Origin of the sequence: Pontitalea aquivivens (assembly GCF_046507575.1) — a bacterium.
GTDB classification, from domain to species: Bacteria; Pseudomonadota; Alphaproteobacteria; order Rhodobacterales; family Rhodobacteraceae; genus Pontitalea; species Pontitalea aquivivens.
The window spans coordinates 77429-97164 of the sequence record NZ_JBKFEY010000002.1; the positions used below are offsets into that span (position 1 = coordinate 77429).

At 63.0% G+C, this 19736-nt stretch carries 19 protein-coding genes, 1 tRNA gene and 1 pseudogene; 11 read left to right on the forward strand and 10 right to left on the reverse strand.

Features of this window, described 5'->3' with window-relative positions; translation table 11 throughout:
• Positions 1 to 91: 91 nt before the first annotated feature.
• From ACK8OU_RS03930 to cysQ, 3 genes are read right to left on the reverse strand one after another with little or no spacing between them, the layout of a single operon-like run.
• Positions 92 to 1333, reverse strand: coding sequence for a glycosyltransferase family 2 protein (locus tag ACK8OU_RS03930; protein ID WP_410302086.1), 1242 nt, complete (start codon positions 1331 to 1333; stop codon positions 92 to 94).
• Positions 1330 to 2130 (reverse strand): 3-deoxy-manno-octulosonate cytidylyltransferase, encoded by an 801-nt coding sequence (locus ACK8OU_RS03935; RefSeq protein ID WP_410302087.1) that lies wholly within the window; start codon positions 2128 to 2130, stop codon positions 1330 to 1332. Before ACK8OU_RS03935 ends, ACK8OU_RS03930 begins: the two co-directional genes overlap by 4 nt.
• Positions 2130 to 2924, reverse strand: a complete 795-nt coding sequence (cysQ, locus tag ACK8OU_RS03940) for a 3'(2'),5'-bisphosphate nucleotidase CysQ (RefSeq protein ID WP_410302088.1) — start codon at positions 2922 to 2924, stop codon at positions 2130 to 2132. Before cysQ ends, ACK8OU_RS03935 begins: the two co-directional genes overlap by 1 nt.
• A 138-nt stretch (positions 2925 to 3062) precedes the next feature.
• Between cysQ and ACK8OU_RS03945 the strand changes: the two genes are divergently transcribed.
• The gene (locus ACK8OU_RS03945; RefSeq protein ID WP_410302089.1) at positions 3063 to 3884 is read left to right on the forward strand and encodes an ABC transporter permease; all 822 of its coding nucleotides are present in this window, start codon (positions 3063 to 3065) and stop codon (positions 3882 to 3884) included.
• 23 nt (positions 3885 to 3907) lie between these two features.
• Here ACK8OU_RS03945 and ACK8OU_RS03950 read toward each other — a convergent pair whose 3' ends face one another.
• Positions 3908 to 4939, reverse strand: coding sequence for a LacI family DNA-binding transcriptional regulator (locus ACK8OU_RS03950; RefSeq protein ID WP_410302090.1), 1032 nt, complete (start codon positions 4937 to 4939; stop codon positions 3908 to 3910).
• A 225-nt stretch (positions 4940 to 5164) separates the two neighbouring features.
• On the opposite strand from ACK8OU_RS03950, the gene ACK8OU_RS03955 reads away from it, so the two are divergent.
• A tRNA-Arg gene (locus ACK8OU_RS03955) sits at positions 5165 to 5241 on the forward strand.
• A gap of 122 nt (positions 5242 to 5363) precedes the next feature.
• Entirely contained in the window at positions 5364 to 5660 is a 297-nt protein-coding gene (locus tag ACK8OU_RS03960; protein ID WP_410302091.1) for a hypothetical protein, read from the forward strand.
• A 299-nt stretch (positions 5661 to 5959) separates the two neighbouring features.
• On the opposite strand, the pseudogene ACK8OU_RS03965 reads toward ACK8OU_RS03960, so the two are convergent.
• The 5 genes and pseudogenes from ACK8OU_RS03965 to ACK8OU_RS03985 all read right to left on the reverse strand — a co-directional run.
• Positions 5960 to 6169, reverse strand: a pseudogene (locus ACK8OU_RS03965) (hypothetical protein); the annotation flags it as partial.
• A gap of 104 nt (positions 6170 to 6273) precedes the next feature.
• On the reverse strand, positions 6274 to 7509 hold the full coding sequence (locus ACK8OU_RS03970; protein ID WP_410302092.1) for a saccharopine dehydrogenase family protein: 1236 nt from the start codon (positions 7507 to 7509) through the stop codon (positions 6274 to 6276).
• Positions 7510 to 7556: 47 nt separating this feature from the next.
• On the reverse strand, positions 7557 to 8651 hold the full coding sequence (locus ACK8OU_RS03975) for a carboxynorspermidine decarboxylase (RefSeq protein WP_410302093.1): 1095 nt from the start codon (positions 8649 to 8651) through the stop codon (positions 7557 to 7559).
• Positions 8652 to 8728: 77 nt separating this feature from the next.
• A complete protein-coding gene (locus ACK8OU_RS03980) occupies positions 8729 to 9433 on the reverse strand; it encodes a winged helix-turn-helix domain-containing protein (protein ID WP_410302094.1) in 705 nt (234 codons plus the stop codon).
• Complete coding sequence (locus tag ACK8OU_RS03985; RefSeq protein ID WP_410302462.1) at positions 9405 to 9698, reverse strand: hypothetical protein; 294 nt, start codon at positions 9696 to 9698, stop codon at positions 9405 to 9407. Before ACK8OU_RS03985 ends, ACK8OU_RS03980 begins: the two co-directional genes overlap by 29 nt.
• 168 nt (positions 9699 to 9866) lie before the next feature.
• Between ACK8OU_RS03985 and ACK8OU_RS03990 the strand changes: the two genes are divergently transcribed.
• From ACK8OU_RS03990 to ACK8OU_RS04000, 3 genes are all read left to right on the forward strand, one after another.
• Complete coding sequence (locus ACK8OU_RS03990; protein ID WP_410302095.1) at positions 9867 to 10388, forward strand: hypothetical protein; 522 nt, start codon at positions 9867 to 9869, stop codon at positions 10386 to 10388.
• Between the two features lie 51 nt (positions 10389 to 10439).
• Positions 10440 to 11075, forward strand: coding sequence for a ribonuclease HII (locus ACK8OU_RS03995; RefSeq protein WP_410302096.1), 636 nt, complete (start codon positions 10440 to 10442; stop codon positions 11073 to 11075).
• A 96-nt stretch (positions 11076 to 11171) separates the two neighbouring features.
• Entirely contained in the window at positions 11172 to 12287 is a 1116-nt protein-coding gene (locus ACK8OU_RS04000; protein WP_250045491.1) for a site-specific DNA-methyltransferase, read from the forward strand.
• A gap of 113 nt (positions 12288 to 12400) precedes the next feature.
• On the opposite strand, the gene ubiG is transcribed toward ACK8OU_RS04000, so the two are convergent.
• Complete coding sequence (gene ubiG / locus ACK8OU_RS04005) at positions 12401 to 13144, reverse strand: bifunctional 2-polyprenyl-6-hydroxyphenol methylase/3-demethylubiquinol 3-O-methyltransferase UbiG (protein WP_410302097.1); 744 nt, start codon at positions 13142 to 13144, stop codon at positions 12401 to 12403.
• Positions 13145 to 13211: 67 nt separating this feature from the next.
• Here ubiG and pip point away from each other — a divergent pair, with 67 nt between their 5' ends.
• The 5 genes from pip to infB all read left to right on the forward strand — a co-directional run bounded on the left by pip (position 13212) and on the right by infB (position 19707).
• Entirely contained in the window at positions 13212 to 14183 is a 972-nt protein-coding gene (gene pip / locus ACK8OU_RS04010; protein ID WP_410302098.1) for a prolyl aminopeptidase, read from the forward strand.
• A 139-nt stretch (positions 14184 to 14322) separates the two neighbouring features.
• Positions 14323 to 14916 (forward strand): ribosome maturation factor RimP, encoded by a 594-nt coding sequence (gene rimP, locus ACK8OU_RS04015; RefSeq protein WP_410302099.1) that lies wholly within the window; start codon positions 14323 to 14325, stop codon positions 14914 to 14916.
• Between the two features lie 5 nt (positions 14917 to 14921).
• Positions 14922 to 16535 carry a transcription termination factor NusA gene (gene nusA, locus ACK8OU_RS04020; protein ID WP_410302100.1) on the forward strand — a complete coding sequence of 538 codons (1614 nt, stop codon included), beginning with the start codon at positions 14922 to 14924 and terminating at the stop codon, positions 16533 to 16535.
• A 14-nt stretch (positions 16536 to 16549) separates the two neighbouring features.
• On the forward strand, positions 16550 to 17179 hold the full coding sequence (locus ACK8OU_RS04025) for an RNA-binding protein (RefSeq protein ID WP_410302101.1): 630 nt from the start codon (positions 16550 to 16552) through the stop codon (positions 17177 to 17179).
• Positions 17176 to 19707, forward strand: a complete 2532-nt coding sequence (gene infB / locus ACK8OU_RS04030; RefSeq protein ID WP_410302102.1) for a translation initiation factor IF-2 — start codon at positions 17176 to 17178, stop codon at positions 19705 to 19707. Before ACK8OU_RS04025 ends, infB begins: the two co-directional genes overlap by 4 nt.
• The last annotated feature ends 29 nt before the right edge of the window (positions 19708 to 19736 follow it).

The window sequence follows — 19736 nt, forward strand, 5'->3', positions numbered from 1 at the left end:
CCGGAAACTCAATAGACACCCATGAACGCGGTGAATGGGCGGCGGGGTTTGCGGCGGCTTGATGGCCGGATATTTCAAGACTTTGGCAAATTTATGCCGGTTCCGCCCCTACCGGACGCAGGGCGGCGATGCGGGCGGTTTCCTGCCGGATGCGCGCCCCAAAGCCGATCATCCGCAGCAGTGGTTCCTGCCGGTCTGCCGGGCCCCAGATGCCGCCGCGCTGTTCCCAGTATCCGGCCGGATCAAAGCGCATCCGATGCGGTCGCGCCGAGGGCTCCAGCAGGATCAGGGTCACGATCGCGCCTTCGGCTGCGGCGCGGGTGGCGGCGCGGCGCAGGGCGCGGGCCTGCCAGATGCGCCCGGAAATCACCCGGCCGGGACGGGCCGTGGCAGGGAACCGCAGGAAGGGCGATGTGGGTTCGGGCAGCGGCGGAAGGGTGTTCAGCGGTCGCATGCGGCCTTGGGCGAGGCCGTCGTGCAGGCTGTGCAATATCTGCGGCACCTCGCGCGGTTCCAGCCCGCCGCCGATCATGTGCCGGATCAGCCGCGCTCGTTCCGATGCGATCAGCCTGCGCTCTGCCAACGACAGATCCATCCCGGGTGCGGCGTGCTTGCGCCAGAACACCGCGGCAGAGGCGCCGATTTCGTGCAGGTCGCGCGGGGCGCGGTCGGGGGCCCGGATCGCCGAGGGGGCAAATCCGTGATGCACCTGGGCGCCCGGCACGATGGCGGTGATCTGCCCGGATGCCGCAAGGCGCAGGTTCACGTCGGTTTCATCCAGAAAGAACCGAAAGGCCGGATCAAACCCGCCCATTTGCGCCAGAACATCCCGCCGAAAGGCGCAATTCGTGCCTTCCGTGCGGATTGCCCGTCCCGGCTGGCCACGATGCAGGGTGGTTGCGGTTTCATTCACATTCAGCGCAACGCTTTGGCCAAGGGCATCGGCGGTTCGCGCCTTCCACTGGAACGACAGGCCGTTGCGACCGCGCACAAAGCCCGCCGCAGCCACAACGGCGGCGTCGCCAAAGGGCGCGCACAGCCGGGTCAGCCAGGTGGGTTCGGGCACGGCATCGTCATCGATGAAGGTCACCACCGCGCCCGCCGCCGCCGCCAGCCCGGCATTGCGCGCCGCCGAGATATTGGCCTGGTCGAAGGCCACGCGCTTGACCGGCAGAGCGCCGGTCGCCGCAAGGCCCGCCGTATCGGCGACGACGATCACCTCAAAGTCGGGATGGTCAAGCTGGCTAATCCCGGCAAGGCATCTGGTCAGGTGCTGCGGGCGGTGGCGCGATACGACGATCACGCTGCATCGCGCCGCAGCGGCCTGCGTCATTCCAGCCCCATCTCGGCCATCATGGCCTCGATCCGCGCCACGTCCGAGGGGTTGTTCAATTCCCAGAACTGGCGGCCACGGGCCTCGACCTCAACGCACAGGACGGCGCGGCCGTTTTCCAGAAAGCGCAGCTGTTCCAGCCCTTCCAGCGTTTCCAGCGGGCCTGTGGGCCAGGTGGGATAGGCGGCCAGCGTGTCGGGGCGGTAGGCATAGACACCGACGTGGTGAAACACCGGCGTCGGATCGGCGGGACCATAGCTGGTGGGGGTGAAGGGGATCACCTCTTTCGAAAAATACAGGCCTCGGTTGCCTGCGCCGAACACCGCCGTGGTGCCGCCCACGCGTCCCTGCGCGCGATCTTCGCGCAGCGAGGCCAGCATCGCGCCTTCGCAACGCAGAACGGGGGTGGCAAGTTCGGCCCAGGGGTTGGCGCGCAGGCCAGCCACCAGATCCTCGATGAACCAGGCGGGTGTCAGGGGCGCATCGCCTTGCAGGTTGACCACGATGTCATGGCCGCCCCCCAGATTTGCCAGCGCCTCGGCGCAGCGTTCGGTGCCGTTCTGGCAGGCCTGCGAGGTCATTGCCACATCCGCCCCGAAGGCCCTGGCGTGATCGGCGATGCGGTCGTCATCGGTGGCGACGACGACGCGATCGGCGCCCTGCACGGCCATTGCCGCCTCCCAGCTACGCTGAATCAGGGTCTTTTGCAGGCCCGTGGCCCCCGTCAGCGCAACCAGCGGCTTGGCCGGATAGCGGGTCGAGGCATAGCGGGCGGGGATAACGATCAGGACGGACATCATTTCACCAGAAGAACGCCGGGCGCATAGGCAATGAAGAAGGGGTTTTCGAAACCGGGCTTGCCATAGGTGAAGGGGCCGTGGTTGTCAAAACGCACCATTTCACCGCCCGCGCCGCGCAGCACCGCATCGCCCGCGGCGGTGTCCCATTCCATGGTGCGGCCAAGGCGCGGGTACAGATCGGCCTCGCCTGTCGCCACCAGGCAGAACTTCAACGACGACCCGGCCGAGGTCATGTCGCGCACCGCATAATGCGCGATGTAATCATCTGTCGCCTGATCACGGTGCGATTTCGAGGCAACGATCATCAGCCCGCGATTGTCGGGCACCGAAACGGTGATCGGTCTCTGTTCGCCGATGGCGTCCTTGTCGAATGGACCGGTTTCTTCGACCGCGCGGCCATCGGCCAGGGTGTAGAACAGCCGCCCCTTGGCCGGGGCATAGACGACACCGCGCAGCGGAATGCCGTCTTCGACATAGGCGATGTTCACCGTGAAATCGCCACGACGCTGGATGAATTCCTTGGTTCCGTCCAGCGGATCGACGATCAGGAAGGTGGTAGCGGTCTGGCCGTGGCTGGCGGCCTGTTCCTCGGTTACCAGGGCAATCTGCGGAAAGGCCTCGGCCAGCCCTTCCGAGATCAGCGCATCGGCGGTCTCATCGGCCTTGGTCACGGGACTGGCGTCGGATTTCACGCGGACTTCGAAATCGGGGGCATTGTAGATCTGCATGATCCGGTCCCCCGCTTCCAGCGCCAGACGGCGCATGACGGTGACAAGGCGATCGTGATCCATGTTCCTCTCCTGTCCTGGCCGCATGCGGCCGGATTGCCATGACTGTTGCCTCCCCTTATGATCGCGCGTCAAGGGAACGGCAAGTTTTCCGGGCGACACTGGGCAAGACGCAGCCTTTCACGGCGGGAACCGGACGCGATGTTCAAGGCAAGACGCAGCAATTCCACGCTTGGGTCGGGCTTCGCCCTGCTGGAGCTGATCTATCACGCCACCGTGCGATCGGTGCGCAAGACGCATGGCAATGCGGTGATCGGGCTGCTGCTGAACATGCTGCAGACGGTGATGCTGGTGCTGGTGTTCTATTTCATGCTTGACATCCTAGGGATGCGCGGCGTGGCGATCCGGGGGGATTTCCTGCTGTATATCATGAGCGGGATCTTTCTTTACATGACCCACACCAAGACGCTGACGGCCGTCACAACGGCCGAGGGGTCCACGTCGCCGATGATGAAACATGGCCCGATGACCACCGCGGTTTCCATCGCTTCGGCGGCGCTGGGCGCGCTTTACCTGCAGATCCTGTCCATGGTCGTGGTGCTTTACATCTATCATGCGGGCTTTAACCCGATCGAGATTGAAAATCCGATTGCCGCGATGGGCATGGTGCTGCTGGCCTGGTTCACCGGGGTCGCGATAGGCCTGGTTTTCATGGCGTTGAAGCCCTGGGCGCCCGAAGCCGTGCAAATTGTCCAGCTGATCTACATCCGCGCCAACATGTTCGCCTCGGGCAAGATGTTCGTGGCCAACATGCTGCCGGCCTTCATGCTGGGCATGTTCGACTGGAACCCGCTGTTTCACATGATCGATCAGGCCCGCGGCTTCACCTTTATCAACTACAGCCCGCATTTTTCATCGGTGACCTACCCGCTTTATGTCGGGATGGCGTTCATGGTCATCGGTCTGATGGGGGAATTCTATACCCGCCAGTACAATTCGATCAGCTGGAATGCCAAGCGCTGATCCCGGGTGGTTTGTGGGCGCGATCAGGGTTCGCGGATCGTGTCGCCGGGCTGCAGAACGGGCTGCAGTTCGATGATCTCGCCGCCGATCAGGCCCGATGGGCTGCGACCCGCGATGATCGCGGCGGCACGTTGGCCGATTTCGCGCCGGCAGGCGTCCATCGTGGCCAGACGGCGGGGCAGGCCCTCCAGCAGGTCGACGCCGTTGAACCCGGCAAGACCGATCTGATTGGGCACATCAATGCCGTTTTCCAGGCACCACAAAAGCCCACCTGCACCGATCATGTCATTGGAGTAATACAGGAAATCAAGGTCGGGGCTGCGTTTCAGGATCGCTTCGGTCATCTCGCGTCCCTTCAGAAGCGCCGACCCGCCGGCATAGAATTCCTGATCGGCCAGGGACAGACCCGCGGCCTCCAGCCCCTCTTTAAAGCCTTCCAGACGTTTGCGCGCGCGGTGGTCCTCGGGCATCTTCGTGCCCAGAAAGCCGATGCGGCGGTATCCGGCGGCAACGATTGCCTCGGCCATCTTCAACCCGGCCCGGCGATGCGAGATGCCGACGACGGAATCGATGCCCTTGCCATCGACATCCATGATCTCGACAATCGGGATGCCCGCGTTTTCCAGCATGGCGCGCGCGGCATCCGTATGTTCCAGTCCCGCGATGATTACCCCCGAGGGACGCCAGGACAGCATTTCGTAAAGAACCGTCTCTTCCTTTTCCAACGCGTAGTTGGTGACCCCAACCACCGGCTGCAGTCCGGTATCTTCCAGCTCTTTCGAAATCCCGGTAAGAACCTCGGGGAAGACCAGGTTCGACAGCGACGGGATGATCACCGCCACCAGGTTGACCCGCTGCGAGGCAAGCGCGCCCGCGATCTTGTTGGGCACATACCCCAGCGCCTTCGCCGCCTCGAGCACCTTTTCACGCGTGGCATCGGACACATCGCCACGGTTGCGCAACACGCGGCTGACCGTCATTTCCGATACGCCCGACGCTTCAGAAACATCGCGCAGCGTCAGGGCTCGGCGGGAATCGGCGGGGGAACGGGACACGCTGGGCACCTTTCGATGGGGGCTTTCACAAGGTTTAGCGCCAAAACTTTCCCCTGCGCAAGCGCCGCGATCCGGTACTGTTAGCGATAACCGCCAGTGTCTGGCGGGTTACGGCACACTTGCGGACGACCGGACCAATGTGGCACTAACCACGCAAGCATATCGACGGACTTGCGGTTGCATTGCGGTTGCATGGCGCGCAATTGCCCGCGATAAGGAGATCGTGGCCCCGTGGCTCAACTGGATAGAGCAGCCCCCTCCTAAGGGGCAGGTTACAGGTTCAAATCCTGTCGGGGTCACCAACAAAATCAACGACTTGCATGCGATCGACGGTGGCCATATGGCGTCGTGTTTCTGTGGTTCGTCACAGATACCGTCAGAATCGCAGCGCTCAGGTTATCCGGAAAAGAAAAGCCCTGATGCGATGGCGGTCGCAATCGGGGCGGATCTTAAGAAACGGGCCAATGGAAAAATAGCCACGCTTCAGAAGCAAGAATACATGCTCCGGATCGACCGGGCAAGAGACCTCTGCACAGCAATCAGCGAGACCCGCCCGGATGATGCGCGCCAGATCCTGACGGCAGCCCTGGTCGATCTATGCGCAGGTTTTCCGCTCCCTTCTCTGATGGAAGATCACCGGGAAGATGCGCGCTGGTGGGCAGCTTTGTCCCGCAAAGCGGCCGCTCATCACGCGATCGCTGCCCCGGTGTGGGCCAAATGAAAACCCAGGCGCGGCGGCAACCGAAACCGGGGGCAAAGTTCATGTGAAAGCATCCGGCTTTCCCGACGCTCATAGCCTCGCAAAAGAGTGGGCGCCCAGAAAAGAGGCGCTGTCATGAAGCGGCATCTGGCGCACGGTGGCCTTTCCGAGGGCATGACGCGCTGGCAGTTCTTTGGGTTGATCAAAAGGCATGACGTCAGCTTGGCCTTGGCAAGGGCGCAATCTCCTACCTGAAGGTCGCGATCTCCAACACGATGGACAAGGATTTTCTTGCAGGCCGGATTTGCAGCTTCTGGACCTCAGCGGCCTTGTTTCACAAACGGGCTGATGGGCGGAGTTCCCCTTTCCCCGGACAGACCTGTCCTGTGGCCTGGTGATAGGGCGTGCCGAGCGTGGTGAGTGGGGGGCGCACGCACCGCGAACTTGGCCACCTGACGGTCGAAATCCCGTCCGCTCAGGTGTTGGACGAGCAATTTCACGCGGTGCATCTTGGTCCCTGCGCGACTTCGGGCCTGGCAATAGTGTCCCCTGCATCTCTTGATCGATTTGGCGGTTCGCCTGTTCTGCCGGGGTCACCACGGAAAACGCCGCCCTTTCGGGCGGCGTTGTCATTTCAGATAGTGCGGTCGGTCCCGTCGATGTCGATCACACGGGTCGGCAGGCCGATTTCACCCAGAAGTTCCAGGAATGGGCGGGGGTCAAGTTCTTCGACATTGGCCATGTGGCCCACATCCCAGGTGCCCTTGGCGATCAGTATCGCGGCGGCGACCGGGGGTACGCCGGCGGTATAGCTGATACCCTGGCTGCCGACCTCTTCGTAGGCTTCCTTGTGGTCTGCGACGTTGTAGATGAAGACCTTGGCGGGTTTGCCGTCTTTCGTTCCCGTCACCAGGTCGCCGATGCAGGTCTTGCCGGTATAGTCCGGCGCAAGGCTGGCCGGGTCGGGCAGGACGGCCTTGACAACCTTGAGCGGGACCACCTCTTGCCCCTCGGCGGTCTTGACCGGCTTTTCGGACAGAAGGCCCAGGTTCTTCAGCACGGTGAAGACGTTGATGTAGTGATCGCCAAAGCCCATCCAGAAGCGCACATCCGCCTGCGGATAGCGCGCGGCCAGCGAATGGACCTCATCATGGCCGGTCATGTAGGCCTTTTGCTTGCCGACCACGGGCAGATCCCATTCCTTGCCCACTTCGAACATCTTGTTCGACTGCCAGCCGCCGTTCTGCCAGGAATAGACCGTGCCGGTGAATTCGCGGAAGTTGATTTCCGGGTCGAAATTCGTGGCGAACCATTTGCCGTGGCTGCCGGCGTTGATGTCCACGATGTCGATGCTGTCGATCGTATCGAGGAATTCGTTTTCCGCCAGCCGCGCGTAGGCGTTCACCACGCCGGGGTCAAAGCCGACGCCCAGAATCGCGGTGACGCCGGCGGCCTTGCAGGCCTCGCGCCGCTTCCATTCATAGTTGCCATACCACGGTGGCGTTTCGCAGATCTTGGCCGGATCTTCATGGATCGCGGTGTCCATATAGGCCACGCCGGTTTCGATGCAGGCCTCAAGCACGGTCATGTTCACGAAGGCCGAGCCCACGTTGATCACGATTTGCGCGCCCGTCTTGCCGATCAGATCGGCCACGGCGGCGGTGTCCATTGCATCGACCGCATGAGCCTGAAACGTGCCCGGCACCTTCATCGCGTTCTTTGCATGAACGCTTGCGATGATTGCATCGCATTTCGCCTTCGTGCGCGAGGCGATGTGCAGATCGCCCAGAACGTCATTGTTCTGCGCGCATTTATGGGCGACGACTTGCGCCACGCCACCGGCACCGATGATGAGCACGTTACGTTTCACTTCGGCTGTCTCCTTTTCAACAGGACAGGGGAAGGGGGCTTGCGCCCTCAGGACAGGCTAGAGGCGTAATCCTCATAGCCGAATTGCCGGACAAGGCGGGTGGTTCCGTCCAGTTCCCGGATCGCGATGGCGGGCATGGCCACGCCGTTGAACCAGTTTTTCTTGACCATCGTGTAGCCCGCCGCATCCTGCACCGAAATGCGGCTGCCGATCGTCAAGGGTGTGTCAAAGCGCGCATCGCCAAAGATATCGCCGGCCAGGCAGGATTTGCCGCAGATCTGGTATTCGTGTGGGCCATTCTGCGGCAGCCTGGCAGGCTGGCGATAGATCAGCAGGTCCAGCATATGCGCCTCGATGCTGCTGTCGACGATGGCCAGTTTCTTCTGGTTGTCCAGCAGGTCCAGCACCGTCACCTCAAGCGTGGTGGAATTGGTGATCGCCGCCTCGCCCGGTTCCAGATAGACCTGCACGCCGAACTTCTCGGCAAAGGTCTTCAGCCGCGCGGCCAGTTTCATCAGCGGATAACCCTCGCCGGTAAAGTGGATGCCGCCGCCCAGGCTGACCCATTTCAGCCGTGACAGAACCCCTGCGAATTCCCCTTCGATCCGGGTCAGTTGCTGGTCGAACAGGTCGAAATCGGCGTTTTCGCAGTTGTAGTGGATCATGACGCCGGAAATCCGGTCGATGACCTTTTCGATCTTGGCCACATCCCATTCGCCCAGGCGCGAGAAGGGGCGGGCCGGATCGGCCAGGTCAAATCCCGAGGTCGAAAACCGCGGGTTCAGCCGCAGCCCGCGTTCGATGCCCGCGGCCTTGTCGGCGAAACGGTCCAGCTGGCCGATGGAATTGAAGATGATCTTGTCGGCGTAACCAATCGCCTCGTCGATCTCATGATCGGCCCAGGCGACGGAATAGGCATGGGTTTCGCGCCCGAACTTTTCGCGCCCCAGACGCAGCTCGAACAGCGAGGACGATGTGGTGCCATCCATGTAATCGCGCATGAAATCGAAAACCGACCAGGTGGCGAAACATTTAAGCGCCAGCAGCGCCCTGGCGCCCGAGGCTTCGCGCAGTGCGGCGATCTTTTCCATGTTGGAAAGCAGGCGCGATTTGTCGATCAGATAGTAAGGCGTCTGAATCATGGCTGCCCCCCGTTCCCGGCCCAACGGTAAAGTGAAGCCGCGATATAGGGCCCCGCCCCCCCCTTCGCAAGCGAAAGTCAGTCCACGCGGATCGCATTGGGGGCGATGGCGAGGGTATAGCCCTTGCGTGAAATGTTTCTGACAAGCAGCTCCGCCACCAGCTGATTGCCAAGGGCGTCGCGCAGCCGCTTGATGCGGGTGGCCCCGGCGGCCTCGTCGCAATCGGCGGCGTCCCGGCCGGATATGGTGGCCTCAATCTGCGCGCCGGTCAGGATTTCATCATCCATCCGCGCCTCGGCCAGAACGGCCAGGGTTTCGATCGCGGCGGGGGTCAGGGTAAAGGCCATGTCGTTCAGCAAGACCGCATTCTCGGCCCGCAGGATGCGTAACGCCTGCACCTCGATCCCGGCGCGGCGGATCGCGGCCATGCGCCGGTTCAGCGTCATGATCGTCAGCAGCAGCACCAGCGCCGCCACCAGAAGCGCCACGCCAAAGACCATCAGGATGAAGATGATGACCCGGTAGGTTGCCAGCACCTCGGCAAAGGTGGTGCCGGATTGCGCCAGGATTTCCAGCAACCGGATTTCGGATGGGGCGGTCAGGGCGTCATTTTCGATAAAGATGCGTTCGACACGGGTGTTGAAGGCATTGGCATCGGGCAGGGCAAGAAACAGCATCGCCGCCGCTGCGCCCAGTATGGCCACGATCGCCGCGACGCCCCAGACAATCGCGCGCGACCCGGTCCGCAACCCCTCAGTAACGGAGGAAATATGGTCCGGCACTGTCTTTCCTTTGCTTCAGCCCCTCGGGCCCGAAGATGGACAGAATGTTCAGCAGCGTCCAGCCTTCCCGGGCCAGCCGTGGCGCCAACTGGCGTGAAGCCGCCTGCGGGTTGCAGGCCGTGTCGGGCAACCGGGCAACCCCGTAATGCAGGCGCAGGGGGGGGGTGTCCTGCTTGGCCTTGTAATCGGCATAGCACTCGGCCCGGGCCGGGGCGGCGGCCAACAGGGCAAGGGCCAGCAAGGGGATCAGAAGTGCGTGTTTCATCATGTGCAAAAGCTGCGCCGGGGCAGGCGGTTATGCAATAGCAAAGGGCGGGGTAGGCGGCTGTTATCCGATAGCAGCGTGGTGATATTGCTTGGCCATGCAGATCGGGGTGAGCCTTGGGCATCGTTATCCGGCGGGCCATCCCGCCTTTGCAGAAAGGATTACATCATGTCCGCGACCAAAGGGTTTCGTGCCCGCCTGACCGCCCTGATGATTGCCGCTTCCGTTGTGCTGGGCGCGGTGCCCGCCGCAGCGCAGCAGGTTTATCCAGGCAACGATACCCGCAGCATCCTGCCCGCCATCGCCGGCGTGGTGGCACTTGGGCTGATTGTGGACGGGATCGACAAGAAGAAGGAACGTGAGAGAGAGCAGGAACGCCAGGCCCAGGAACAGCGCCACTATGGCGACTACCGCGATCGTGATCGCTGGGCCGAACAGGGCGACCGCCGGCAGGATCGCAACCAATGGCAGCGACGCGATCAGCGGCTGATCCCGGCGCATTGCGTTACCGACATCCGGGTTGACCGCAAGAAGCGCGACGTGGTTGCCGAACGCTGCCTGCGGCGCGAAGGGCTTGATCGCCGCATGCCGCAGGCCTGCGCTTTCGACATCCGCACCGAACGCGGGCGTGGCACGGTGTACGGCCTGAATTGCCTGCGCGAACGGGGCTTCAGGGTCGCCCGGCGCTGATCCGCGCGCTTTGCCGTTGCGCTGGGCCATGATCCGGGGCATCCCCCGATCATGGCCCAGTTCCCTGATCAAAGCTTTGAACAGGCCGCGCGCGCCCGCGGCCTTTTGCGCATCGCCGGTGTGGATGAGGTGGGCCGCGGCCCGCTGTGCGGCCCGGTGACCGCCGCCGCGGTGGTGCTGGACCCGCTGCACATCCCCGAGGGGCTGAACGATTCCAAGAAGCTGTCGCCCGCCCGCCGCGCCGGCCTGGCGGCCCGGATCATGGCAAGCGCCGATTGGTGCGTGGCCCATGCCAGCGTCGAGGAAATTGACCGGCTGAACATTCTGCAGGCATCACATCTGGCGATGTGCCGGGCGCTGTCCGGGCTGTGCCTGCCGCCCGATCATGTGCTGGTCGATGGCAACCGGGTGCCACGCGATCTGTCCCTGTCGGCCGAGGCGGTGGTGAAGGGCGATGCGCGTTCGGTCTCGATCGCGGCGGCCTCGATCCTGGCGAAACAGGCGCGTGATGCGCTGATGGTGGATTTGGCGCAACAATACCCCGGATACGGTTGGGAACGGAATGCGGGCTACCCGACCAAGGACCACCTGCAGGCGCTTCTAGATCTTGGGGTAACCCCTGTTCATAGACGTTCGTTCAAGCCGGTGCACAACATCTTGTATCAAGGCAAATTCATAAGTGATTGATTCAAAAAAGAATTTGACGCCGAATCGGCTTTGACTCATCTTTGTCCCCACAGACTGGCACCAAGCCGGCACCCGATCGGGACAAAAGAGGCAGAGATGACAAAGACCATGACCAAGGCAGCCGCGGCGGCGCTGCCCTTGAACCAGATCCTTGCAGGCGACTGCATTGAGATGATGAACAGCTTGCCCGAGGCAAGCGTAGACCTGATCTTTGCCGATCCGCCCTATAATCTGCAGCTGCGCGGCGATCTGCACCGGCCCGACAATTCCAAGGTGGATGCGGTTGATGATGCCTGGGATCAGTTCGCCTCTTTCGCGGCCTATGACAGCTTTACCCGCGACTGGCTGGCCGCTGCGCGCCGTCTGCTGAAACCCAATGGCGCGATCTGGGTGATCGGGTCGTATCACAACGTCTTCCGCATGGGGGCCGAGCTTCAGAACCAGGGCTTCTGGATCCTGAACGACGTGGTCTGGCGCAAGTCCAATCCGATGCCGAATTTCCGCGGCAAGCGGCTGACCAATGCGCATGAAACGCTGATCTGGGCGTCAAAATCCGAAGGCGCGAAATACACCTTTAACTATGAGGCGCTGAAGGCGCTGAACGAAGGCGTGCAGATGCGGTCTGATTGGGTGCTGCCGATCTGCACCGGGAATGAACGGCTGAAGGATGCGCAGGGCGACAAGGCCCATCCGACGCAAAAGCCCGAATCGCTGTTGCACCGCGTGATCGTGGGCACCACGAACCCGGGCGACGTGATCCTTGATCCGTTCTTCGGCACCGGCACCACCGGCGCCGTGGCCAAGATGCTGGGCCGCGATTTCATCGGGATTGAGCGCGAGGCCGCCTATCGTGAGGTTGCCGAAAAGCGCCTGGCCCGGATTCGCAAATTTGACAAGGAAGCGCTGGAAATCACCGGCTCGAAGCGCGCCGAACCGCGTGTGCCCTTTGGCCAGCTGGTCGAACGCGGCATGCTGCGCCCGGGCGAAGAGCTGTTTTCCATCGGCAACCGCTTCAAGGCCAAGGTGCGGGCCGATGGCACGCTGGTCGGCAATGACGTCAAGGGATCAATCCATCAGGTGGGTGCGCATCTGGAAGGCGCGCCGTCCTGCAATGGCTGGACCTACTGGCACTTCAAGCGCGACGGCAAGATGGTGCCGATCGACCTGCTGCGTCAGCAGATCCGGGCCGAACTGGAAGACCGCCCGAACTAAGCCCCCCGAATTCAAGGTTACCGCCGGTGCCTGTGGTCCGCCCGCAGGCGCAGCCTTGCCCCGCCGTGTTCCGGCGGGGTCTTTTCATGGTTGCCGGGCGCGATCGGGCCGGCCTAGCACTTGATGCTGGCGGTGACGTAATTCACCGACAGGTCCCGGTCCGACAGCGACCAGCGCCAGGTGATGGGGTTGAAGACCATGCCCTTGCGGTCCACCGGGTCCAGGCCCGCGGTGCGGATCAGGGCGTAGAGTTCATCGGGCGTGATGAATTTTGACCAGTCATGCGTGCCCCTGGGCAGCCAGCGCATCACATGTTCCGCGCCGACAATCGCCATAAGCCAGCTTTTGGGATTACGGTTCAGGGTGGAACAGATCATCAGCCCGCCCGGCTTCAGAAGCTCTTGGCAGGTGGTGATAAAGCCCTGTGGGTCGGCGACATGTTCGACCACCTCCATGTTCAGCACCGCGTCAAAGCGTTCGCCTGCGGCGGCCAGCGCCTCGGCGGTGGTGTGGCGATAGTCGATGTCCAGGCCCGATTGCTCGGCATGCAGCCGCGCCACCGGAATGTTGCGTTCGGCGGCATCTGCGCCCACCACAGTTGCCCCAAGCCGCGCCATCGGTTCCGACAGCAGGCCGCCACCGCAGCCGATGTCCAGCAGGCGCACCCCCTCAAGCGGGCGGGGGGATTTCAGGTCGCGACCGAATTCCGCGGCAATCTGGCCAGAGATGTAATCCAACCGGCAGGGATTAAGCATGTGCAGCGGCTTGAACTTGCCATTCGGGTCCCACCATTCGGCGGCCATAGCCTCAAATTTCGCCACCTCGGCGGGATCGACGGTATTCGTCGCGCTTTGCATCGCAAACCTCGCTTCTTACTGCGCGCAACCCGTGGCGGGCTACGTTTTTGCGTTATATAGTCCTGTCATGGACAGAACCGCAGGGCAAAAGCGCACATCGGGCGCCTTTCTTTACCCGCCGATCGAACCCTTCGATCAGCGCATGGTCGATGTCGGCGACGGTCACCGCCTTTATGTCGAGCAATCGGGCCATCCGCAGGGCAAGCCGGTGGTGGTTCTGCATGGCGGCCCGGGGGGTGGGTGCAGCCCGCAGATGCGACGATTTTTCGACCCGGCGCATTACCGGGTGATTCTGTTCGATCAGCGCGGCTGCGGCCTGTCGCGGCCCCATGCCTGTGTGCAGGCCAATACCACCTGGCACCTGGTGGCAGATATCGAACGTATTCGTGACCTGCTGGGCATTCCGTCCTGGACCGTGTTCGGCGGCAGCTGGGGGGCGACACTGGCGCTGGTCTATGCGCAGACCCATCCCGACCGGGTCGATCATCTGGTGCTGCGCGGCGTGTTCCTGGCCACCAAGGCGGAACTTGACTGGTTTTATGGCGGTGGTGCGGGGGGGTTCTATCCTGATCTGTGGGCAAATTTCCGCCGCCCCATCCCGGAAGATGAGCAGGGCGATCTGATCGAGGCCTATCACAAGCGCCTGTTTTCTGGCGATTACGCGACCGAGGCCCGCTTTGGCCGGTATTGGGCGCATTGGGAAAATGCGTTGGCCAGTGTCGATACCGATACCCCCCCGGGCGAGGCGCCGCCCGATTATGCCCGCGCCTTCGCCCGGCTGGAAAACCATTATTTCAAACACCATGCCTTTCTTGAGGAAGATGGCCAGATCCTGCGCGACCGGCCGCGAATCGAGCATATTCCCGCGACCATCGTGCAGGGCCGGCTGGACATGATCTGCCCGCCGGTGTCCGCCTGGCGGCTGACCCAGGGCTGGGCGCGGGCCGATTTGCGGATGGTTCCGGCGGCGGGGCATGCGCTGTCCGAACCCGGCATCACCGCGGCGCTTGTGGCGACGATGGACCGGCTGCGCGGCTGAACATGCAACAGGCTTGCGCGACCGCTGTCTTTGGCCTATATGCAGATCCAACAGCGGCGCTGCGGGGTCCAAACCCGAAGCCCACCGGGAAAGTGCAACGGGCCGCGCGGCCCGTTTTTTGTTTTTGAGGATCGGAACCATGACCGACCTGATCGCCAAGACCGCCATCGACCGGCGCCTTGCGGAAATCGTCACCCCCGTGATTGAGGGGATGGGCTTTGAACTGGTGCGCATCCGCCTGATGGGTGGCAAGACGCCGACGTTGCAGATCATGGCGGACCGCCCCGAGGGCGGGATCGTCGTGGACGAATGCGCCCGCATCTCGACCGCCGTTTCGGCGGTGCTGGATGTCGAAGACCCGATCGAGGAAAATTACAACCTTGAAGTTTCGTCCCCCGGGATCGACCGGCCGCTGACCCGGCTGAAGGATTTTGACATGTGGGAAGGCTATGAGGCCCGCATCGAAACCGCCGAACAGATCGACGGGCGCAAGCGATTCAAGGGCATCCTGCGCGGCGCCGAGGGCAATGAGGTGCTGATCGAGATCGAGAATGCCGGCGAAATGGTCGTGATCGGCCTGCAATTCGACTGGCTGTCCGATGCGAAACTTGTGCTGACCGACGAATTGATCACCGAGATGCTGCGCCAGAAGAAGGCCGCCGGCGTTATCGACGAAGACATGTTCGACGAGATCGAAACCGAAACGGATACCCCCGACCCCGAGGAGGCTTGAGACCCATGGCAATCACCTCTGCCAACCAGCTGGAACTGTTGCAGACGGCCGAGGCTGTCGCGCGCGAGAAGATGATCGACCCGGATCTGGTGATTCAGGCGATGGAAGACAGTCTCGCCCGCGCCGCAAAGTCGCGCTACGGGTCCGAGATGGATATCCGCGTCAAGATCGACCGCAAGACGGGCCGGGCAACCTTTACCCGCGTGCGCACCGTGGTTGCCGATGACGAGCTGGAAAATTACCAGGCGCAGGTGACCGTGGAACAGGCCCGCCAATACCTGGCCGACCCGCAGATTGGCGATGAAATCGTGGACGAGGTGCCCCCCGTCGATCTGGGCAGGATCGCCGCGCAGTCGGCCAAGCAGGTGATCCTGCAAAAGGTCCGCGAGGCCGAGCGCGACCGCCAGTATGACGAATTCAAGGACCGCAAGGGCACAATCATCAACGGTGTCGTCAAGCGCGAGGAATACGGCAACATTATCGTCGATATCGGCCGGGGTGAGGCGATCCTGCGCCGCAACGAAAAGATCGGCCGCGAAAGCTATCGTCCGAACGACCGCATCCGCGCCTACATCAAGGATGTCCGGCGCGAGGCGCGCGGGCCCCAGGTCTTCCTGTCGCGCACCGACCCGCAGTTCATGGCGGAACTGTTCAAGATGGAGGTGCCCGAAATCTATGACGGCATCATCGAGATCAAGGCCGTTGCGCGCGATCCGGGCAGCCGCGCCAAGATCGCCGTGATCAGCCGCGACAACTCGATCGACCCGGTTGGTGCCTGCGTGGGGATGCGTGGCAGCCGCGTGCAGGCCGTCGTGGGCGAATTGCAGGGCGAGAAGATCGACATTATCCCGTGGAACGAAGATCAGGCGACCTTCCTTGTGAACGCGCTGCAGCCGGCCGAGGTATCCAAGGTCGTGATCGACGAGGAAGCCGGCAAGATCGAGGTGGTGGTGCCCGATGAACAGCTGTCGTTGGCCATTGGCCGTCGCGGCCAGAACGTGCGCCTGGCCAGCCAGCTGACTGGTCTGGATATCGACATCCTGACCGAGGCCGAGGAAAGCCAGCGCCGGCAGGCCGAATTCGCCGAACGCACCAAGCTGTTCGTCGATGCGCTGGATCTGGACGAATTCTTCGCCCAGCTGCTGGTGGCCGAAGGCTTTACCAGCCTTGAAGAGGTCGCCTATGTGGACCTGGATGAACTGCTGTCGATCGAAGGCGTGGACGAAGGCACCGCCGAAGAACTGCAGGCCCGCGCCCGCGATTATATCGAGGAACAGAACCGCAAGGCCCTGGAAGCCGCCCGCGAACTGGGTGTCGAACAGTCGCTGTTCGAGTTTGAGGGCCTGACCCCGCAGATGATCGAGGCGCTGGCGAAAGACGGCATCAAGACGCTGGAAGATTTCGCCACCTGCGCCGACTGGGAACTGGCCGGTGGCTGGACCACGGTGGATGGCGCGCGGGTCAAGGATGATGGCATCCTTGAAAAGTTCGACATGAGCCTGGAAGAAGCGCAGCAGCTGATCATGACTGCCCGCATCCAGCTTGGCTGGGTGGATCCGACGGAACTGGAAGCCGAAGCCGAGGACGAGACCGGCGAAGACGAGGAGGCCGAGGCCTGAGCCTCGGGTGAAGCATGACCCGTGGGGGCCGCGACAAGGACAGGACAGAGCCGGAACGGCGCTGCATCGTCACGGGTGACGTGCAGCCCAAGGCCGGGCTTGTGCGCTTTGTCGTCGGGCCCGACGGTGCGATCTATCCCGACCTGGCGGAAAAGCTGCCGGGCCGGGGTGTCTGGGTCACGGCTGATCGCGACCTGATCGCCCGTGCCGCCGCCAAGGGCCTGTTCGCCCGTGCCGCCCGCGCCCCCGTCACCGTGCCGGAAAATCTGGTGGATATGGTGGAACAGGGGCTTGCGCATCGTGTGGTCGAACTTATCTCTCTGGTGCGCAAATCGGGCCGGGCGGTGATCGGGTTCGAAAAGGTGAAGGGCTGGTTGGCCGAAGGCAGGGCCAAGGTTCTTCTGCAGGCCTCGGACGGGTCCGAACGGGGCAAGGGCAAGCTTTGGACCCCGGAAGGTGGCCGATGGTTCGGCTGCCTCACTTCTGCGGAATTGGGTTTGGCTTTCGGCCGCGATCATGCCATACACGGCGCGCTTGCGGCTGGCGGACTCACTCCACGTGTTATAAGCGAAGCGGCAAGGCTTGCGGGATTGCGCAGGCAGGACGGCGGCCAGACCGCCGGGAAGGATACGAAGACGGCATGAGCGATACTGACGGCAAAAAACCCCTGGGTCTTGGCGGCGCGCGTCCCGGTCAGGTGAAGCAAAGCTTCTCCCACGGCCGCACGAAAAGCGTGGTGGTCGAAACCAAGCGCAAGAAGGTGGTGGTGCCCAAGCCCGGCGGTGCCCCCGCGAAGGGTGCCGGTTCTTCCAATCCGGCCCTGGGCGATCCGTCGAAACGCCCGGCGGGCATTTCCGATGCGGAAATGGAGCGCCGCCTGAAGGCGCTTCAGGCCGCCAAGATCCGTGAGGTTGAGGAAGCTGCGCAGCGCGAGGCCGAGGAAAAGGCCCGCGAAGAAGAGCGTGAGCGCCGTCGCGCCGAAATCGAGGCCAAAGAGCGTGAGGATCGCGAACGCGAGGAAGCCCTGCGCCTGAAAGCCGAAGAGGATGAGCGCAAGGCCCGCGAGGCCGAGCTGCGCGCCCAGAAGAAGGAAGAGGTCCGCAAGGCCCCCGCCAAGGCCGAGGCCCCCGCAGACCCGGCCGCAGCCGAGGCCGCCGCGGCGCGCGCCGCGACCAAGGGCGTTGCGACCGTCGGCCCGCGCAAGACCGACCGTGACCGCGATGATCGCGCGGCCGATCGTGATTCGCGCAGCAAGGCCAAGGGTGACGAAGGCCGCCGCACCGGCAAGCTGAGCCTGTCGGACGCACTGGAAGGTGGCGAAGGCGGGCGGCAACGCTCGCTCGCCGCGATGAAGCGCAAGCAGGAAAAGGCGCGCCAGAAGGCGATGGGTTTTGGCCAGAAGGCCGAAAAGATGGTCCGCGACGTACAGCTGCCCGAAACCATCGTGGTGTCCGAACTTGCCAACCGGATGGCCGAACGCGTGGCCGATGTCATCAAAACGCTCATGAAGATGGGCATGATGGTGACCGCGAACCAGACCATCGATGCCGACACCGCGGAACTTGTGATCGAGGAATTCGGCCACAAGGCGGTGCGCGTGTCCGATTCTGACGTGGAACAGGTGATCGACACGGTTCAGGACCGCGACGAAGACTTGCAACCGCGCCCGCCGATCATCACGATCATGGGCCACGTCGACCATGGCAAGACCTCGCTTCTGGATGCGATCCGCAACGCCAACGTCGTTTCGGGCGAAGCGGGCGGGATCACCCAGCATATCGGTGCCTATCAGGTGACGACCGAATCGGGGGCGGTGCTGACCTTCCTCGACACGCCCGGTCACGCCGCCTTCACCTCGATGCGGGCCCGTGGCGCGCAGGTGACGGATATCGTTGTGCTGGTGGTGGCTGCCGATGACGCGGTGATGCCGCAAACGGTCGAGGCGATCAACCACGCCAAGGCCGCCGGTGTTCCGATGATCGTGGCGATCAACAAATGCGACAAGCCAAGCGCGAACCCGCAGAAGGTGCGCACCGATCTGCTGCAACACGAAGTTGTCGTTGAGGCGATGTCGGGCGATGTGCAGGACGTCGAGGTTTCGGCCAAGACCGGCAAGGGGCTGGATCAACTGCTGGAGGCCATCGCGCTTCAGGCGGAAATCCTGGAACTTCGCGCCAACCCGAACCGTGCCGCGCAGGGCGCCGTGATCGAAGCCAAGCTGGACGTGGGTCGCGGCCCGGTCGCCACCGTTCTGGTGCAGCACGGCACGCTGAAGCGCGGCGACATCTTCGTTGTCGGTGAACAGTGGGGCAAGGTGCGCGCGCTGGTCAATGACAAGGGCGAACGCGTCGATGAAGCGGGTCCCTCGGTCCCGGTTGAGGTGTTGGGCCTGAATGGCACGCCCGAAGCCGGTGACGTTCTGAACGTCGTGGAAACCGAAGCCCAGGCGCGTGAAATCGCCGACTATCGTGAACAGGCCGCCAAGGACAAGCGCGCCGCCGCAGGGGCCGCCCGCACGCTGGAACAGTTGATGGCGAAGGCCAAGGCCGATGAAAGCGTGGCGGAACTTTCGGTGGTCGTGAAGGCCGACGTGCAGGGGTCTGCCGAGGCGATCACGCAGGCGCTGGAAAAGGTCGGCAACGAAGAGGTGCGCGTGCGCGTACTGCATTCGGGCGTGGGTGCGATCACCGAATCCGATATCGGCCTTGCCGAAGCCTCGGGCGCGCCGGTGATCGGTTTTAACGTGCGGGCCAATGCGCCGGCACGGGCCAGTGCCAACCAGAAGGGCGTTGAAATCCGCTATTATTCGATCATCTACGATCTGGTCGATGACATCAAGGCGGCGGCCTCGGGCCTGCTGAAGGCCGAAGTGCGCGAAAACTTCATCGGTTACGCACAGATCAAAGAGGTCTTTAAGGTTTCGGGCGTGGGTAAGGTGGCGGGCTGTCTTGTCACCGAAGGCGTGGCGCGGCGTTCCGCCGGCGTGCGTCTGCTGCGCGACAACGTGGTGATCCACGAAGGCACGCTCAAGACGCTCAAGCGCTTCAAGGATGAGGTCAAGGAAGTGCAATCCGGCCAGGAATGCGGGATGGCCTTTGAAAATTACGATGACATCCGTCCCAACGACGTGATCGAGATTTTCGAACGCGAAGAGATTGAGCGCACGCTGTAACGAAAACGGGGGGCGATGCCCCCCGGCTA

Bases quoted from the DNA above. Each gene is read 5' to 3' on its own strand.
- rimP (WP_410302099.1), top strand. From the start codon at position 14,323: ATGACCGACCTGATCGCCAAGACCGCCATCGACCGGCGCCTTGCGGAA.
- ACK8OU_RS03975 (WP_410302093.1), bottom strand. From the start codon at position 8,651: ATGATTCAGACGCCTTACTATCTGATCGACAAATCGCGCCTGCTTTCC.
- ACK8OU_RS03995 (WP_410302096.1), top strand. From the start codon at position 10,440: ATGGCCCAGTTCCCTGATCAAAGCTTTGAACAGGCCGCGCGCGCCCGC.
- nusA (WP_410302100.1), top strand. From the start codon at position 14,922: ATGGCAATCACCTCTGCCAACCAGCTGGAACTGTTGCAGACGGCCGAG.
- cysQ (WP_410302088.1), bottom strand. From the start codon at position 2,924: ATGGATCACGATCGCCTTGTCACCGTCATGCGCCGTCTGGCGCTGGAA.
- infB (WP_410302102.1), top strand. From the start codon at position 17,176: ATGAGCGATACTGACGGCAAAAAACCCCTGGGTCTTGGCGGCGCGCGT.
- ACK8OU_RS03990 (WP_410302095.1), top strand. From the start codon at position 9,867: ATGTCCGCGACCAAAGGGTTTCGTGCCCGCCTGACCGCCCTGATGATT.
- ACK8OU_RS03985 (WP_410302462.1), bottom strand. From the start codon at position 9,698: ATGAAACACGCACTTCTGATCCCCTTGCTGGCCCTTGCCCTGTTGGCC.
- ACK8OU_RS04000 (WP_250045491.1), top strand. From the start codon at position 11,172: ATGACAAAGACCATGACCAAGGCAGCCGCGGCGGCGCTGCCCTTGAAC.
- ACK8OU_RS03930 (WP_410302086.1), bottom strand. From the start codon at position 1,333: ATGACGCAGGCCGCTGCGGCGCGATGCAGCGTGATCGTCGTATCGCGC.
- ACK8OU_RS04025 (WP_410302101.1), top strand. From the start codon at position 16,550: ATGACCCGTGGGGGCCGCGACAAGGACAGGACAGAGCCGGAACGGCGC.
- ACK8OU_RS03945 (WP_410302089.1), top strand. From the start codon at position 3,063: ATGTTCAAGGCAAGACGCAGCAATTCCACGCTTGGGTCGGGCTTCGCC.
- ACK8OU_RS03935 (WP_410302087.1), bottom strand. From the start codon at position 2,130: ATGTCCGTCCTGATCGTTATCCCCGCCCGCTATGCCTCGACCCGCTAT.
- ACK8OU_RS03960 (WP_410302091.1), top strand. From the start codon at position 5,364: ATGGCGGTCGCAATCGGGGCGGATCTTAAGAAACGGGCCAATGGAAAA.
- ubiG (WP_410302097.1), bottom strand. From the start codon at position 13,144: ATGCAAAGCGCGACGAATACCGTCGATCCCGCCGAGGTGGCGAAATTT.
- pip (WP_410302098.1), top strand. From the start codon at position 13,212: ATGGACAGAACCGCAGGGCAAAAGCGCACATCGGGCGCCTTTCTTTAC.